Source organism: Isoptericola sp. NPDC019693 (assembly GCF_044389085.1).
Taxonomy (GTDB): domain Bacteria; phylum Actinomycetota; class Actinomycetes; order Actinomycetales; family Cellulomonadaceae; genus Isoptericola.
Genome location: NZ_JBIRXP010000001.1, coordinates 357,469 through 372,827, shown reverse-complemented (window position 1 = coordinate 372,827; position 15,359 = coordinate 357,469). Strand labels below are relative to the sequence as shown.

14 protein-coding genes are annotated in these 15,359 nt (G+C 74.3%); 8 read left to right on the top strand and 6 right to left on the bottom strand.

Annotated features, from left to right (window positions below; translation table 11 throughout):
- The first annotated feature begins 46 nt into the window (after nucleotides 1-46).
- Nucleotides 47-1,069 carry a LacI family DNA-binding transcriptional regulator gene (locus ACH436_RS01720; protein WP_430558451.1) on the top strand — a complete coding sequence of 341 codons (1,023 nt, stop codon included), beginning with the start codon at nucleotides 47-49 and terminating at the stop codon, nucleotides 1,067-1,069.
- Nucleotides 1,070-1,186: 117 nt separating this feature from the next.
- Nucleotides 1,187-3,016 carry a glycoside hydrolase family 13 protein gene (locus tag ACH436_RS01715; RefSeq protein ID WP_430558450.1) on the top strand — a complete coding sequence of 610 codons (1,830 nt, stop codon included), beginning with the start codon at nucleotides 1,187-1,189 and terminating at the stop codon, nucleotides 3,014-3,016.
- An 81-nt stretch (nucleotides 3,017-3,097) separates the two neighbouring features.
- Here the strand turns inward: ACH436_RS01715 and dusB are convergent, their stop codons facing one another.
- From dusB to ACH436_RS01695, 4 genes are all read right to left on the bottom strand, one after another.
- On the bottom strand, nucleotides 3,098-4,312 hold the full coding sequence (gene dusB / locus ACH436_RS01710) for a tRNA dihydrouridine synthase DusB (RefSeq protein WP_430558449.1): 1,215 nt from the start codon (nucleotides 4,310-4,312) through the stop codon (nucleotides 3,098-3,100).
- A 144-nt stretch (nucleotides 4,313-4,456) separates the two neighbouring features.
- The gene (locus tag ACH436_RS01705; RefSeq protein WP_430558448.1) at nucleotides 4,457-6,046 is read right to left on the bottom strand and encodes an aldehyde dehydrogenase family protein; all 1,590 of its coding nucleotides are present in this window, start codon (nucleotides 6,044-6,046) and stop codon (nucleotides 4,457-4,459) included.
- Complete coding sequence (locus ACH436_RS01700) at nucleotides 6,043-7,434, bottom strand: 2-oxoadipate dioxygenase/decarboxylase family protein (protein WP_430558447.1); 1,392 nt, start codon at nucleotides 7,432-7,434, stop codon at nucleotides 6,043-6,045. Before ACH436_RS01700 ends, ACH436_RS01705 begins: the two co-directional genes overlap by 4 nt.
- A 16-nt stretch (nucleotides 7,435-7,450) precedes the next feature.
- Nucleotides 7,451-8,641 carry an NAD(P)/FAD-dependent oxidoreductase gene (locus ACH436_RS01695; RefSeq protein ID WP_430558446.1) on the bottom strand — a complete coding sequence of 397 codons (1,191 nt, stop codon included), beginning with the start codon at nucleotides 8,639-8,641 and terminating at the stop codon, nucleotides 7,451-7,453.
- Nucleotides 8,642-8,781: 140 nt separating this feature from the next.
- Here ACH436_RS01695 and ACH436_RS01690 point away from each other — a divergent pair, with 140 nt between their 5' ends.
- Together ACH436_RS01690 and ACH436_RS01685 are read left to right on the top strand one after the other, a co-directional pair.
- Complete coding sequence (locus tag ACH436_RS01690) at nucleotides 8,782-9,735, top strand: LysR family transcriptional regulator (protein WP_430558445.1); 954 nt, start codon at nucleotides 8,782-8,784, stop codon at nucleotides 9,733-9,735.
- Between the two features lie 100 nt (nucleotides 9,736-9,835).
- A complete protein-coding gene (locus ACH436_RS01685; protein WP_430558444.1) occupies nucleotides 9,836-9,985 on the top strand; it encodes a hypothetical protein in 150 nt (49 codons plus the stop codon).
- Nucleotides 9,986-10,065: 80 nt separating this feature from the next.
- Here ACH436_RS01685 and ACH436_RS01680 read toward each other — a convergent pair whose 3' ends face one another.
- Together ACH436_RS01680 and ACH436_RS01675 are read right to left on the bottom strand one after the other, a co-directional pair.
- Nucleotides 10,066-11,457 (bottom strand): glycine--tRNA ligase, encoded by a 1,392-nt coding sequence (locus ACH436_RS01680; RefSeq protein ID WP_430558443.1) that lies wholly within the window; start codon nucleotides 11,455-11,457, stop codon nucleotides 10,066-10,068.
- A gap of 150 nt (nucleotides 11,458-11,607) precedes the next feature.
- Nucleotides 11,608-11,958 carry a YciI family protein gene (locus ACH436_RS01675; protein WP_430558442.1) on the bottom strand — a complete coding sequence of 117 codons (351 nt, stop codon included), beginning with the start codon at nucleotides 11,956-11,958 and terminating at the stop codon, nucleotides 11,608-11,610.
- 141 nt (nucleotides 11,959-12,099) lie between these two features.
- Between ACH436_RS01675 and ACH436_RS01670 the strand changes: the two genes are divergently transcribed.
- Genes ACH436_RS01670 through ACH436_RS01655 form a run of 4 tightly spaced genes read left to right on the top strand, consistent with a single transcriptional unit; the run spans nucleotide 12,100 to nucleotide 15,324 of the window.
- Nucleotides 12,100-13,092 carry a metal ABC transporter substrate-binding protein gene (locus tag ACH436_RS01670; RefSeq protein WP_430558441.1) on the top strand — a complete coding sequence of 331 codons (993 nt, stop codon included), beginning with the start codon at nucleotides 12,100-12,102 and terminating at the stop codon, nucleotides 13,090-13,092.
- Nucleotides 13,089-13,958 carry a metal ABC transporter ATP-binding protein gene (locus ACH436_RS01665; protein ID WP_430558440.1) on the top strand — a complete coding sequence of 290 codons (870 nt, stop codon included), beginning with the start codon at nucleotides 13,089-13,091 and terminating at the stop codon, nucleotides 13,956-13,958. The genes ACH436_RS01670 and ACH436_RS01665 overlap by 4 nt, the downstream gene beginning before the upstream one ends.
- A complete protein-coding gene (locus tag ACH436_RS01660; RefSeq protein WP_430558439.1) occupies nucleotides 13,955-14,896 on the top strand; it encodes a metal ABC transporter permease in 942 nt (313 codons plus the stop codon). Before ACH436_RS01665 ends, ACH436_RS01660 begins: the two co-directional genes overlap by 4 nt.
- Before the next feature lie 41 nt (nucleotides 14,897-14,937).
- On the top strand, nucleotides 14,938-15,324 hold the full coding sequence (locus tag ACH436_RS01655; RefSeq protein WP_430559130.1) for a Fur family transcriptional regulator: 387 nt from the start codon (nucleotides 14,938-14,940) through the stop codon (nucleotides 15,322-15,324).
- The last annotated feature ends 35 nt before the right edge of the window (nucleotides 15,325-15,359 follow it).

Sequence of the window (15,359 nt, the reverse complement as noted above, 5' to 3'; positions counted from 1 at the left end):
TCCCACCTCAGGACGAGGAGGTCCCGTGTCCCCTACGATTCCTCGGGTGCGAACCCGACTGAGCGACCTGGCGGAGCAGGCAGGCGTGTCGACCGCCACGGTGTCGCGCGTGCTCAACGGCAAGCCCGGGGTGGCCAGCTCCACCCGGCAGGCCGTGCTCGCCGCGCTCGACGTCCTCGGGTACGAGCGACCCTCGGTGCTCCGCGGTCGCTCCGCCGGCCTCGTCGGCCTCATCGTCCCCGAGCTGACCAACCCCGTCTTCCCCGCCTTCGCCCAGGCGATCGAGTCGATCCTGGCCCAGCGCGGCTACACGCCGTTGCTGTGCACCCAGGCGCCGGGCGGCACCACCGAGGACGAGTACGTCAGCACGCTCGTGGACCACTCCGTCGACGGCATCGTCTTCGTCTCCGGCCTGCACGCGGACACCCGCGCCGACCACACGCGCTACTCCATGCTGCGCAGCCAGGGCGTGCCGATCGTGCTGGTCAACGGCTACGCGCCCGGGATCGACGCGCCCTTCGTCTCGCCCGACGACGCGGCCAGCGTGGACGTCGCGGTCCAGCACCTCCTCACCCTCGGGCACCGCCGCATCGGCCTCGCGATCGGACCGGAGCGCTACGTGCCCTCGCGCCGCAAGCTCGCGGCGTTCCTCGCCGCGCTGGTGCGGCACGGCCTGGCGGACGACGAGGCGGCCGCCCGGGAGCACGTGCGCTCCAGCCTGTACACCCTCGAGGGCGGCCAGGCCGCCGCGGCCGAGCTCGTCGACGCCGGGCACACGGCGATCGTCTGCGCCTCCGACCTCATGGCTCTCGGCGCCGTGCGCGCCGCGCGGTCGCGGGGGCTGTCGGTGCCCGACGACATCTCCGTCGTCGGGTACGACGACGCTCCGCTCATCGCGTTCACCGAGCCGCCGCTGACCACGGTGCGCCAGCCCGTGGAGGCGATGGCCCGGGCGACGGTGAGCGCCCTGCTCACCGAGATCCAGGGCGAGCGGGCCACCCGCACCGAGCTGCTGTTCGCGCCGGAGCTGGTCGTGCGGGGCTCCACGGGGGCCGCGCCGAAGGCCTGAGGGTCGCATTTCGGGGGTCGTTGCTGCAACCGTTGCAGCAACGCTTACACTCGACGGTCTGGCACGGATCGACCGACCGTGCCGACCCCAGACCCCGATCAGGTGAGGAAGCCAGCGATGACCTCCACCCAGTCCGTCCCCGCCGCGACGCCGGCCGACGACACGGCCGACGGCGGCGGCGTCCTGCGCCGCGCCGGCGCCGTCGTGCACGCGGGGAGCGGCGCCGCGCGGCAGTGGTGGCGCGACGCCGTGATCTACCAGGTCTACCCGCGGTCGTTCGCCGACGCGAACGGCGACGGCATCGGTGACATCCCCGGCGTGACGGCGCGGCTGGACCACCTCGAGACGCTCGGCGTGGACGCCGTCTGGCTGTCCCCGTTCTACCGGTCCCCGCAGAACGACGCGGGCTACGACGTCGCCGACTACCGCGACGTCGACCCGCTGTTCGGCACGCTGGCCGACTTCGACGAGCTGCTCGCCGGCGCCCACGCCCGCGGCATCCGCGTCATCGTCGACCTCGTCCCGAACCACACCTCCGACCAGCACGCCTGGTTCCAGGAGGCGCTCGCCACCGCACCCGGGTCCCCGGAGCGGGCGCGGTACATGTTCCGCGACGGCCGCGGCGCCGACGGCTCGCAGGAGCCGAACAACTGGCAGTCGATCTTCGGCGGCCCCGCCTGGACGCGCGTCACCGAGCCGGACGGCACCCCGGGCCAGTGGTACCTGCACCTGTTCGACTCGACGCAGCCCGACCTCGACTGGACCAACCCGGAGGTGCGCTCCGAGTTCGAGAACGTGCTGCGCTTCTGGCTCGACCGGGGCGTGGACGGGTTCCGCGTCGACGTCGCGCACGGGATGATCAAGGCCGAGGGCCTGCCCGACTGGGACGGGCACGTCGAGATGGTCGCCGGCTCCGCCGACGACGCGGCCGGCGAGAGCACCGGGGACGTGGACCCGGGTGCGCCCGAGGACGGTTCCACGGGTGCCGGCAACCAGGGCCCGATGTTCGACCAGGACGGCGTGCACGAGATCTACCGCGCGTGGCACCAGGTGCTCGCCGAGTACGACGGCGACCGCTGCCTCGTCGCCGAGGCGTGGGTGGAGCCGCTGAGCCGCCTCGCCCGCTACGTGCGCCCGGACGAGATGCACCAGGCGTTCAACTTCTCCTTCCTCACCACCGGCTGGGACGCCGCCGCGCTGCGGACCGTCATCGAGGCGTCCTACCGCGCGAACGACGAGGTCGGCGCGCCCACCACCTGGGTGCTGTCCAACCACGACGTCGTGCGTCACCCGTCTCGCCTCGGCTCCGCCGACCCGTCGCTCAAGGTCAACGGCGTCTTCGCCACCGACCCGCAGCCCGACGAGGAGCTCGGCCTGCGGCGCGCCCGCGCCGCGAGCCTCCTCATGCTCGGCCTGCCCGGGTCCGCCTACCTCTTCCAGGGCGAGGAGCTCGGCCTGCCCGAGCACACCTCCCTGCCGAACGACGTCCGCCAGGACCCGGGGCACTTCCGCACCGGCGGTGCCGAGGCCGGCCGCGACGGCTGCCGCGTGCCGCTGCCCTGGGCGGCCGACGCCCCCGGGTTCGGCTTCGGCCCGGCCGGCGAGCCGTGGCTGCCGCAGCCCGCGTCGTTCGCCCGCTACGCCGCCGACGTGCAGTACGGCGTCCCCGGGTCGACGTTCGAGACGTACCGGGCCGCGCTCGCCCTGCGCAAGGCCGAGGGGCTGGGCCAGGGCGCGCTCGCCTGGCTGGACGCGTGGGCCGACTCCCCGGACGTCGTCGCGCTGCGCAACCAGGACGTCGTCGTGCTGGCGAACCTGGGCACCGAGCCTGTGCTCCTGCCCCGCGGCGCCGAGGTGCTGCTCTCCTCCGGGCCGGTGCTCACCGACCGCTCCGCCGACCCGCAGACGCGCGTCCCCGCCGACACCACCGTCTGGCTCCGCGCCTGACGGCATCCCCACCCGCCGAGGTAGTTCGAGTCCCGCCGAGGTCGGAACTACCTCGGCGGGGGTGGGACTACCTCGGCGGTGTCAGCCGCCGCTGACGCTGAGCTCGGCCTCGCGCAGCTTCGCCTCGAAGTCGGCGTCGAGGTCGCGGGAGTCGAGCCATCCGTACGGCAGGTGCGGCTGCTTCGGGGAACCGGCGCGGCCGCGCGGGCCCTCGGCGTCCTCGCCCGGGTAGCCCTGCTCGAGGTCGAGCGCGTCGAGCCGCTCGCGCAGCTCGGCCAGCGTGGACACCATCGCGAGCGCGTGCCGCGCGTCTCCCCCGACGACGTACCCCTTGAGGTACCAGGCCATGTGCTTGCGCAGGTCGCGCATGCCCTTGCCCTCGTCCCCGTCGAAGTAGTCGATCATCAGCTCGCCGTGGCGGTAGATCGTGTCGGCGACCTCGCGCAGGCCCGGGCGCACGCGCGTCGTGACGCCGTGGAACGCGGCGGCGAGGTCGGCGAAGAGCCACGGGCGGCCCTGGCACCCGCGCCCGACGACGACGCCGTCGGCCCCGGTCTCGCGGACCATGCGCAGCGCGTCCTCGGCGGACCAGATGTCGCCGTTGCCGAGCACGGGGACGCCGCGCACCTCCTCCTTGAGCCGCGCGATCGCGGTCCAGTCGGCCGTGCCCGAGTAGTACTCGGCCGCGGTGCGGGCGTGCAGCGCCACCGCCGCGACGCCGAGCGACTCGGCGATCCGGCCCGCCTCGAGGTACGTGAGGTGGTCGTCGTCGATGCCCTTGCGCATCTTCACGGTGACCGGCACGCCGTGCGGCTCGGCCGCCTCGACGGCCGCCCGGACGATGTCGGTGAACAGCTGGCGCTTCCACGGCAGCGCGGAGCCGCCGCCCTTGCGCGTCACCTTGGGCACGGGGCAGCCGAAGTTGAGGTCGACGTGGTCGGCCCGGTCCTCCCCGGCGATGATCTTCACCGCGGCGCCGACGGTGGCGGGGTCGACGCCGTACACCTGCGCGGAGCGCGGCGTCTCGTCGTCGCCGAACGTGACGATCCGCAACGACTCGACGTTGCGCTCCACGAGGGCGCGGCTGGTCACCATCTCCGCGACGTACAGCCCGGGGTCGTAGCCCTGCGACGCCCCGGCCTCCCGGCACAGGGTGCGGAAGGCGCGGTTGGTGACGCCTGCCATCGGCGCCAGCACCACCGGGGTGTCCACGGTGATCGGCCCGATCTGCAGCGGCGGCAGGACGCGTGCGGCGTCGGTGCTGACGGGATCGAGGGTGGAAGTCACGTCCCCCATTGTCGCAAACCCCGCCGGGTGCCCCGTCAGAGCCAACCGTTGTCCTGCGCGATCCGCACGGCCTCGGCCGCGAGCGCCAGTGTTGTGAGCGCGATTTCGGGGACTATTCGAGGGCATATAGTCCCCGAAATCGCGCTCACAGCATCAGCCGAAGTTCACGCCCTGCGCGAGGGGCAGCTCGGTCGAGTAGTTCACGGTGTTGGTGACGCGCCGCATGTACTGCTTCCACGAGTCGGAGCCGGACTCGCGGCCGCCGCCGGTGGACTTCTCGCCGCCGAACGCGCCGCCGATCTCCGCCCCGGACGTGCCGATGTTGACGTTGACGATGCCGCAGTCGGACCCGACCTCCGACAGGAACGTCTCCGCCTCGCGCACGTCGAGCGTGAAGATGGCGCTGCTCAGCCCCTGCGGGACGTCGTTGTGCAGCGCCATGGCCTCCTCCAGGGTCTCGTAGGTGAGCACGTAGAGGATCGGCGCGAACGTCTCGCGGCGCACGACGTCCGTCTGTGCCGGCATCCGCACGAGGGCGGGCGAGACGTACGCGGCGCCGGGCGCGCCGTCGACCTCCACGGCGTCGCCCCCGACGACGACGGAGCCGCCGTCGGCGCGCGCCTCGTCGAGCGCCGCGAGCATGCGGTCGCGCGATCCCGCGTCCGTGAGCGGCCCGACGAGCGTCCCGTCGGCGCGCGGGTCGCCGACCGGCAGCCCGGCGTAGGCGCGCTCCAGCCGTCCTACCAGGTCGTCCACGACCGACGAGTGCACGATGAGCCGGCGCAGGCTGGTGCACCGCTGGCCGGCCGTGCCCGCCGCCGCGAACACGATGCCTCGCACCGCGAGGTCGAGGTCGGCCGACGGGGCGACGACCGCCGCGTTGTTGCCGCCGAGCTCCAGCAGGTACCGGCCGCCGCGTCCGGCGACGACGGGCGCCACCTGCTGGCCCATGCGCTCCGAGCCGGTCGCGGACAGCAGGGCGACGCGGCGGTCCGCGACGAGCGCCTCCCCCGCCTCGCGGGCGCCGAGCACCACCTGGCTCACGGCCTCGGGGAACCCGGCCTCCGCGAGCGCCCGCCGCAGCAGGGCGTTGGACGCGAGGGCGCTCAGCGGCGTCTTCTCGCTCGGCTTCCACACGACGGTGTCGCCGCAGACCAGCGCGACGGCCGTGTTCCACGACCACACCGCGACCGGGAAGTTGAACGCGCTCACCACGCCGACGACGCCGAGCGGGTGCCACTGCTCCATGAGCCGATGGCCGGGACGTTCCGACGGCATCGTGCGACCGCCGAGCGACCGCGACAGGCCGACCGCGTAGTCGCAGACGTCGATCATCTCCTGCACCTCGCCGAGGGCCTCCGAGGTGATCTTGCCCGCCTCGATCGTCACGAGCTCGGCCAGGTCGGCCTTGTGCTCGGTGAGCAGCTCGCCGAGCCGCCGCACGACGCCGCCGCGCACGGGCCCGGGTACCGAGCGCCAGGTGCGGAAGGCCTCCGCGGCGGCGGTCACGGCGGCGTCGACGTCGGCCGCGCCCGCCACGGGCAGGGTGAGCAGGGCCTCGCCGGCGAGCGGGGAGACGACGTCGAGGCCCGCGGTCGCCGGGCCGCCGGCCGCGGCGTCGACGAGCTCGACGGACGGTACGTCGGCGCCGATCCGGCGCAGCGCGGCGAGCGCCGCCTCGCGCAGCTCGACGGCGAGGGTGCCCGCGCCGGTGGGGGTCGTGGTCGGGTCGGTGGTGGTCATGCGTCGGCTCCCGTGCTCGCTTCGGTGGGGACGGTGGTGGGGACGGCAGGCGTCGCGGCCAGGGCCTCCGGCGCGACGCCGAGGCGGTGCGCGGCGGCGGCGAGGGAGGCCGCCACCTGCGCCGCGTACAGGTCGAAGGGGTCGAACAGCTCGCGCCCGACGGCGCCGGCCATCCAGTCGGCGTCGCGCTCCTCGCCTGCGTGACCGGCGTCCTTGGAGCCTTCCTCCGTGAGGTTCGACTGGAAGATGCCGGCGGCCGAGCGGGGCAGGAAGTCCTCGTAGACGACCGGCTCCCGGTGCACGACGGGACGTCCCGCGTCGTCGTCGCCCACCTCGTAGGTGAACCAGCCCAGATCCTGCTCCACGAGCCCGGCCTCGGTCGCCGGGAAGGTACGACGCCACACCTCCGGGGTCGCGCCCTCCGCGATCGCGGCGTCGTACCGCGCCCGTCCCTCGCGGGTCAGGGCGATGCCGCGCGCCTCGACCTCGCCGAACCGCACGCGCAGGGAGTCCTGGACGACCTCGCCGTCCGGGGTGCGGAAGGTGCGCGGCTCCGCGAGCGCCCGGAACGACGTCTGCCGCAGCAGCACGTCGGGCCCCTCCCACGCCGGCGGGCCCTGGATCGCGTCGATCATCGTGATGCCGCGCGCCTCCATGCGGGCGTACAGGTCGTCGATGTCGAGCACCCGGGGGGTGAGGTGGTTGATGTGCGTCGTGGGCACCCCGCCGATGTCCGCCGCGACGGCCGACACGGCCTCCAGCTCCCGGTACCAGGCCTGGTCGACCGGCTCGCGCCCCAGCTCGAACGCCGCGGTGGCGAGGCGCAGGAACTGCGCGGCGTCGTCGGCGCCGAGCCCGCCGTCGGCCTCCGCCCGGTCCGCGAGCGCCAGCAGCTCCGGTCCGAACAGCGTCCGCCCCGCCAGGAACGTCTCGAGCCGCGCCTGCAGGTCGGCGCTGAAGAACCGCCGGTCGGAGGGCACGAGCATGGACGTGAACACGCGGAACGGGTTGCGCGCCAGCTCGGCGCGGTCGGTGGGCCGGAACGCCGTGGAGATCACGGGCACGGACGACGACGACGCGTCGCGCAGGTCGTAGAAGCCGACGGGGTGCATGCCCATCGCGCCGAAGACGCGGGCGACCTGCTGCAGCTCCGCCGGCGTGCCCACGCGGATGGCGCCGTGCCGCTCGGCCGTGACCCGGTCGATCGAGCCCAGCCGCTCGGCGTCGGCGCCGCGGGCGCGCACGACGTCGGCGTTGACGTCGTGGGACACCTCGAGCAGCGTGGTGTAGGCGGGCACCTCCCGCCCGTACATGTCGGACAGCGAGCGCGCGAACGCGGCCCGGAGCTGCCACGGTTCGCGGAAGTCGGTCGTCAGGTCGGTCGTCACCTGCGTGCGTCCTCTCTCAGATGATGTTGGCCTCGGTGCGCGTCCGTCGCGCCCCGAACCGTCCGGCGTCGAACGCGGACACGTCGACACCGCGGGCGGCGGGGGTCCCTGCCCGTCCCAGGTACAGGTCGGCGACGGCCTCGCCCACGGCGGGCGCCTGCAGGAAGCCGTGCCCGGAGAACCCGCAGGCGTACAGCACCCGCGCGCCTCCCGGCGCGCCGGGCGCCTCGCCGATCAGCGCGTCGTGGTCGGGCGTGAGCTCGTACAGGCCCGCCCAGCCGCCGGTCAGCGGTGCGTCGGCGAGCGCCGGGGTGGCGCGCGCGGCGAGCTCGCGCAACCACGGCTCCCACGCCCGGTCGTAGGTGGTGTCGAAGCCGACCGGGGTGTCCGGCTCCGAGGCTCCCAGCAGCAGGGAGCCGCGGGCGTCGGCGTTGTGCAGGTAGAAGGTGGTGCCGAAGTCGATGGTGAACGGGAGCGCCGGCGGCACGGGCTCCAGCGGCCCGGTGAACGCGATCTGCCGGCGCACGGGGTCCACCGGGAGGTCGACGTCCGCGAGCGCGCCGACGGCGCGCGACCAGGCGCCCGCGCACACGACGACGGCGGGCGCCGCGACGGCGCCGCGGGGGGTGACCACGGCCAGCCGGCCACCGGGGGCGGGCTCGACGGCGGTCACCGGCGCGGAGGTGACGACGGACGCCCCGCACCGGCGCGCGCCGTCGGCGTACCCCGCGACGACGGCGGCCGGGCGGGCCCAGCCGTCGCGCGGGGCGTAGGCGGCGCCGGCGTACGTCGTGGCGGACAGGTAGGGGTTGAGGCGCCGGGCCTCGGCGACCGTGAGCAGGCGGCTGTCGACGCCGAGCTCGCGCTGCATCGCGACGGACCGGCCGAACAGCGCGACGTCGTCGTCGGTGGGCAGCACGAAGAGGTAGCCGGTCTGGCGCAGCCCGACGTCGCTGCCGGGGCGCCGCCGGAACTCCTCGAACAGCTCGAGGCTGCGATGGCCCAGCGCCACGTTCGCCGGGTCGGAGAACTGCGCGCGCACGCCGCCGAGGGGCTTGCCGGAGCTGCCGCGACCCAGCTCGCCGGACTCGAGGAGCACGACGTCGGCCCCCGCCTCCGCGAGGTGGAACGCGACCGACGTGCCCATCACGCCGCCGCCGACCACCACCACGTCCGCCTGCGGCGGGACCGCCTGGGTCCGCTCCACCCGACCTCCTCGTCGCGCTCGCCGCCCGCTCGCCGGTGCGGCGGGCCTGCGCCCATCGTGGCCCCCGCCGAGCGTCCAGCACCATCGAAGGTTCGTCGCCAGAACCGTCCAGCATCTCTGCACGGTTGTAGCCTGGCCGCATGGACACCGGTGCGGCCGAACCGCCGGGACGCGACCTGCCGTGGTCGGGCCTGCGCGCGCTGCGCGCCCTGGCCGACCACCGCACGATGACGGCGGCCGCGCAGGCCCTGGGCTACACGACGGGCGCGGTCTCCCACCAGCTCGCGGCGCTGACCCGGGCGGTGGGCACGGAGGTCGTCCGGCCGCACGGGCGCGGGGTGGCGCTCACCGAGGCCGGCCTCGCGCTCGCGGAGCGCGCCGAGCCCCTGCTGGCGGCCCAGCGCGATGCCGTCGACGCGGCCCGGGCCGCGAGCGGCGACGCGTCCGGCACCGTGCGCGTGGGCGCGTTCGCCACGGTCGCGGCGAGCCTGCTGCCCCAGCTCGTCGCCCGGCTGGCGGCGTCCCACCCGCGGATCAGCCTGGTGGGGATCGAGCTCACGGTCGACGACGTCGCGGGTGCGGTGCGCCGCGGCGACGTCGACCTGGGGCTCGGGCTCGACTACCCCGGCGCGCCCATCCCCCGCCTCCCCGGCACGGCCCTGCGCCCCCTGCGGACCGAGCGGTTCGAGCTGGTCTCCACGCCCACCTCGGACCTCCCCGCCCGGCTCCACCTCGCGGACCTCGCGGACGAGCCCTGGATCCTGCCGCCGCTGCCCACGCACTACGGCGCCGCCGTGCGCGGGGCGTGTCGCGCCGCCGGGTTCGAGCCGCGCGCGGCGCACGAGGTGAACGACACCTCCACCACGCTCGCCCTGGTGGCGCAGGGCCTCGGCGTGACGCTCGCCACGCCCATCATGCTCACGCTGCGCCCTGCCGGGGACCTGCGGACCACCACCCTGTTCGACCTCGTGGAGCGCGAGATCGTGCTGCTCGAGCCGTCGACGGCGCCGCGGCGCCCCGCCGTCGAGGCGGTGTCCCGGACCATCGAGGCCGTGGTGCACGGCACCGGCAGGCCTTTCACGACCGGCATGTGAGGCATCACGGGCGTAGCCGACAACGTGCGTGCATCGGACCTTCGTGGCACGTTCGGGCTACGGCCGCCAACGGGGCGGCACGGAGAGACTGGAGGTTCCCATGCCCGCATGGCTCATCCTCATCCTGGTCGGGGTCGTCCTCGTGATCCTCGGCATCGCGACGAACATCGGCCAGTTCCTCATCTGGATCGGTGTGATCGTCCTGGTGGTCAGCCTGGTGCTCGCACTGGTGCGCCGAAGCCGCACCTGAGCTCGGGACGCCTCAGCACGACGGGGCCCGGTCCGCCGTGGCGGACCGGGCCCCGTCGTGTCGCAGGGCGAGGGTGCGTGTCAGAACGCGGCGAGGTGCTCCGCGAGGTACCCGGTGACCTTGGCGAGCGACACGCGCTCCTGCGCCATGGTGTCCCGGTGGCGGATCGTCACGGCGTCGTCGTCCAGGGTGTCGAAGTCGACCGTGACGCAGAACGGGGTGCCGATCTCGTCCTGGCGGCGGTAGCGGCGGCCGATGGCGCCGGCGTCGTCGAAGTCGACGTTCCAGCTCCGGCGCAGCTCGGCGGCCAGGTCTCGCGCCTTCGGCGACAGGGCCTCGTTGCGGCTCAGCGGCAGGACGGCGGCCTTGACGGGCGCGAGGCGCGGGTCCAGGCGCAGCACCGTGCGCTTGTCGACGCCGCCCTTGGTGTTGGGCGCCTCGTCCTCGGCGTACGCCTCGACGAGGAACGCCATGAGCGAGCGGGTCAGGCCCGCGGCCGGCTCGATGACGTACGGCAGCCACCGCTCGTTCGTCGTCTGGTCGAAGAACGACAGGTCCTTGCCCGAGTGCTCCGAGTGCGTCTTGAGGTCGAAGTCGGTGCGGTTCGCGATGCCTTCGAGCTCGCCCCACTCGCTGCCGGTGAAGCCGAAGCGGTACTCGATGTCCACCGTGCGGGTGGAGTAGTGCGAGAGCTTCTCGGCCGGGTGCTCGTAGAGGCGCAGGTTCTCCGGGTCGATGCCGAGGTCGGTGTACCAGGCCATGCGGGTGTCGATCCAGTACTGGTGCCACTCGGCGTCCGTGCCCGGCGCGACGAAGAACTCCATCTCCATCTGCTCGAACTCGCGGGTGCGGAAGATGAAGTTGCCCGGCGTGATCTCGTTGCGGAACGACTTGCCGATCTGCGCGATGCCGAACGGCGGCTTCTTGCGCGACGCCGCGGCCACGTTGGAGAAGTTCACGAAGATGCCCTGCGCCGTCTCCGGGCGCAGGTAGTGCACGCCGGACTCGTCCTCGACGGGGCCGAGGTACGTCTTGAGCATCATGTTGAAGTCGCGCGGCTCGGTCCACTGCCCGCGGGTGCCGCAGTTCGGGCAGGCGATCTCGGCGAGGCCGCCCTCGGGCGCGCGGCCCTTCTTCTCCTCGAACTCCTCGATCATGTGGTCCTCGCGGAACCGCTTGTGGCACGAGAGGCACTCGGTCAGCGGGTCGTTGAACGCGCCGAGGTGGCCGGACGCGTGCCACACGGGGGTCGGCAGGATGACGGCGGAGTCGAGGCCCACGACGTCGTCGCGACGCGTCATCGCGCGCCACCACTGCTGCTTGATGTTCTCCTTCAGCTCCACGCCGAGGGGCCCGTAGTCCCACGCGGAGCGCGTGCCGCCGTAGATCTCGCCGGACTGGAACACGAAACCTCGCCGCTTGGCGAGGGAGACGACGGCGTCGAGCTTGGCGGTCGGGGACGGTGCTGCCACGGATCACTCCTGGGTGTCGGGCCGCCACGTGGCTCGTGGGGCCGGTGCGGGGAACGCCGCAGCGGCTGCACGTCGGCATGTCGGAGGCCGACGTCGACCGGCTGCGGTGCCCTCAGCCTACCGGGGCGCGTCGAGCCGCCCGGGCGGTCGTCACTCCTGGGCCTCTGCCACCGAGCGCGGCAGGACGCCCGGGCCCGCGACAACCGTCCCGGCCGGCGTCAGCCAGGCCGTGCACTCGGCCACGAACCGGCCCGCCAGCACGCCCGGGTCCTGGGCCCACAGCTCCTGCGCCTCCTCGACGCGGCACGTCATGACGGCGAAGCCCCGCACCCGCTCGTCGCCGCCCGCGGCCGGGCCCGCGGCGAGCAGCAGTCCGCGGTCGCGCAGGTCCGCGACGGCCGCCAGGTGCGCGTCCTGGACCGCCAGGACGTCGTCCTCGGGCAGCGGCGCCCAGTCGTCCGGGCGCACCAGCCGCACCAGCACCAGCTCGTCGAAGCGCATCGCGCCCTCCTGCCGGGCCGCTCCCGGACGGTCGTCGCCACCGCGGCTCGACCTTCAGGGTACGGAGTCCTCCGGCCTGGCGCGGGTCCGCCACGGACGGCCGGTTTGACAACGGTTCTCAATCTCCTGAGAATCGTTCTCATGCTTCGCCGACGCGCGGCCCTCGCCGCCCTGCCCGCTCTCGTCCTGCCCGCCGTGCTCGCCGGGTGCTCGACCGACGACGGCGGGTCCGACGGCACGCTCGAGGTGCTCGCGTCGTTCTACCCGCTGCAGTACGTGGCCGAGCAGGTGGGCGGTGACCTCGTCACGGTCTCCAACCTCACCCCGCCGGCCGCGGAGCCGCACGACCTCGAGCTCTCGCCCGCCCAGGTGCGCCAGATCGGCACCGCGGACCTCGTCGTGTACTCCTCCGGCTTCCAGGCGGCCGTCGACGAGGCCGTCACGACGCAGTCGCCGGAGCACGTCGTGGACACCAGCGACGTCGTGACGCTCGAGCAGCACCCCGGCACCCCGGCCGGCGCGGAGACCGACGAGCACGCCGACGAGCACGCCGAGGAGGACGGTCACGAGCACGCCGACGACGACGGTCACGAGCACGCCGAGGGCGCGGCCGACCCGCACTTCTGGCTCGACCCGACGCGCGTGATCGACGTCGGCCACGCGGTCGCGGCGTCGCTCGGCGAGGCGGACCCGGAGCACGCGGCCACCTACGCGGAGAACGCGCGCGCCCTGGCGAAGTCGCTCACGGAGCTGGACGGCGAGTTCGAGGCCGGCCTCCAGGAGTGCGCGTCGCGCACGCTCGTCACGTCGCACGAGGCGTTCGGCTACCTCGCGGAGCGCTACGACCTCGAGCAGGTCGGCATCGTCGGCCTCGACCCGGAGGCGGAGCCCTCCCCCGCGCGACTGCGCGAGGTGGGCGCCGTCGTCAAGGAGAACGGCGTCAGCACGATCTTCACCGAGACGCTGACCAGCCCCAAGGTGGCGGAGACGCTCGCGAGCGACATCGGTGTCACCACCGCCGTCCTCGACCCGCTCGAGGGCCTGTCGAAGTCCGCGTCCGAGGCCGGCGACGACTACGTCTCGGTCATGCGGGACAACCTGGCCGCGCTCACCGAAGGGCTGCAGTGCTCATGACCACGCTCGCCACCGACTCCCCGAACGAGGCCTCGACCCCGCCGCGCGACGACGCCGTCCCCGCCATCGAGGCGCGCGACGTGCACGTCCGCCTCGGCGTCAGCCCCGTGCTGCGCGGCGTGGACCTCACGGTGCGGCGCGGCGAGGTCGTCGCCCTGCTGGGCGCCAACGGCTCGGGCAAGTCCACCCTGGTGCGCACCCTCGTCGGCGTGCTGCCGGCCACGGCGGGCAGCGTGCGCCTGTTCGGCCACGCGCTCGGCAACGACGTGCCGTGGGGCCGCGTGGGCTACGTGCCGCAGCGCGTCAGCGCCGCGGCGGGTGTCCCGTCCACGGCGGCCGAGGTGGTCGCGTCGGGCCTGCTGCACGGCCGGCGCCTGCGGCTGCCGCGCGGCTGGCGCGCCCGGGTCCGCGACGCGCTCGACCTGGTCGGCCTCGGCGACCGTGCCCGCCACGCCACCCACGAGCTCTCCGGCGGCCAGCAGCAGCGCGTGCTCATCGCCCGCGCCCTGGTCCGCCGGCCCGACCTGCTCGTGCTCGACGAGCCCGTCGCGGGAGTCGACCGCCCCAGCCAGGAGGCCTTCGCCGCCACCATGACGCGGCTCGTGGCCGAGGGCATGACGGTGCTCGTCGTGCTGCACGAGCTCGGCGAGCTCGCCCCGCTCGTGCAGCGGTGCGTCGTCCTGCGGCACGGTCGCGTCGTGCACGACGGCGCCCCGCCGACCCCGCAGCCCGCCCACGGCGGCGAGGCCCACGAGCACGTGCACCCGCACGCGCGCCCGCGGGCCGTGCAGCGGCCCGAGAACGTCCGGCTCTCGGAAGGGCCCTTCGAGCGACCCGACGACACCGACGAGGAGCTGGCGCGATGAGCGGCCTGTGGGAGATGGTCACCGACCCGTTCATGCAGCGGGCGCTCGTCGCGGCCCTGCTGGTCGGCGTCAGCGCACCGGTCGTCGGCACCTACCTGGTGCAGAAGCGCCTCGCCCTGCTGGGCGACGGGATCGGGCACGTCGCGCTGACGGGGGTCGCGCTCGGCTGGCTGGTCGGCGCGGCCATGGGGCTGGTCCCCGACGACGTGCTGGCCGTGCCGGGCGCGGTGCTGGCCGCCGTGGCCGGCTCGGTCCTCATCGAGGTCGTGCGCCGCCGCGGTCGCACGTCGGGCGACCTGGCGCTCGCCATCCTGTTCTACGGGGGCATCGCCGGCGGCGTGCTGCTCATCGGGCTGGCCGGCGGCTCGTCCGGCAGCCTCATGGCCTACCTGTTCGGCTCTATCTCGTCGGTCACGCTGTCCGACGTCTGGGTCACCGTCGCCCTGTGCGGCCTCATCCTGCTCATCGGGCTCGGGCTGCGCGCGGCGCTGTTCTCGGTGAGCCACGACGAGGAGTTCGCCATGTCGTCCGGGCTGCCCGTCTGGGCCCTGAACATGGCCGTCGCCGTGCTCGCCGCGCTCACCGTGACGGTGGCGATGCGGGTGGTCGGCCTGCTGCTCGTCTCCGCGCTGATGATCGTGCCGGTCGCCATCGGCCAGCTCGTCACCCGGTCCTTCCGGCGCACGATGCTCGTCGCCTCGCTCGTGGGGGTGACCGTCTGCGTCACCGGTCTGTCGATCACCTACTGGCACAACGTCTCGCCCGGCGCGCTCATCGTGGTGCTCGCGATCGCCGTCTACGCCGTGGTCGCCGCGCTGCACCCGCTGCTGGCCCGCCGCCGCGTGCCCGTCGACCCGCATCCGGACATCCCCGACGACGTCGCCGTCTCCCCGGCCCCCGCCGGCCGGGCCGCACCTCAGGAGGAGTGCACGCCGTGAACGAGACCACCCGCACCGCCCGCACCTCCGCGCCGCCGCGGATGACGCGGCAACGGGCGGCCGTGGCGGACGCCCTCGGCGACACGGACGAGTTCCGCAGCGCCCAGCAGCTGCACGAGCTGCTGCGCTCCCGCGGCGACGCCGTCGGCCTCGCCACCGTGTACCGGACGTTGCAGACCCTCGCGGACGGCGGCGACGTCGACGTGCTGCGCAGCGAGGACGGCGAGAGCCTGTACCGCCGCTGCGCCCGGCGCGAGCACCACCACCACCTGGTGTGCCGGGACTGCGGGCGCGCCGTCGAGATCGACGGGCCGACGGTCGAGCAGTGGTCCGTGTCGGTCGGCGCCGCGCACGGCTTCGCCGACATCGAGCACACGGTGGAGCTGTGGGGACGATGCTCCGACTGCGGGGCCTCCGACGGCCGCTGAGCTCGGTCGCCAGATTAGGGCAGGCATACCTCAGT

Coding starts and splice junctions, on each gene's coding strand:
- ACH436_RS01715 (WP_430558450.1), top strand. CDS start 1,187: ATGACCTCCACCCAGTCCGTCCCCGCCGCGACGCCGGCCGACGACACG.
- dusB (WP_430558449.1), bottom strand. CDS start 4,312: ATGGGGGACGTGACTTCCACCCTCGATCCCGTCAGCACCGACGCCGCA.
- ACH436_RS01705 (WP_430558448.1), bottom strand. CDS start 6,046: ATGACCACCACCGACCCGACCACGACCCCCACCGGCGCGGGCACCCTC.
- ACH436_RS01690 (WP_430558445.1), top strand. CDS start 8,782: ATGGACACCGGTGCGGCCGAACCGCCGGGACGCGACCTGCCGTGGTCG.
- ACH436_RS01685 (WP_430558444.1), top strand. CDS start 9,836: ATGCCCGCATGGCTCATCCTCATCCTGGTCGGGGTCGTCCTCGTGATC.
- ACH436_RS01675 (WP_430558442.1), bottom strand. CDS start 11,958: ATGCGCTTCGACGAGCTGGTGCTGGTGCGGCTGGTGCGCCCGGACGAC.
- ACH436_RS01670 (WP_430558441.1), top strand. CDS start 12,100: ATGCTTCGCCGACGCGCGGCCCTCGCCGCCCTGCCCGCTCTCGTCCTG.
- ACH436_RS01665 (WP_430558440.1), top strand. CDS start 13,089: ATGACCACGCTCGCCACCGACTCCCCGAACGAGGCCTCGACCCCGCCG.
- ACH436_RS01660 (WP_430558439.1), top strand. CDS start 13,955: ATGAGCGGCCTGTGGGAGATGGTCACCGACCCGTTCATGCAGCGGGCG.
- ACH436_RS01655 (WP_430559130.1), top strand. CDS start 14,938: ATGACGCGGCAACGGGCGGCCGTGGCGGACGCCCTCGGCGACACGGAC.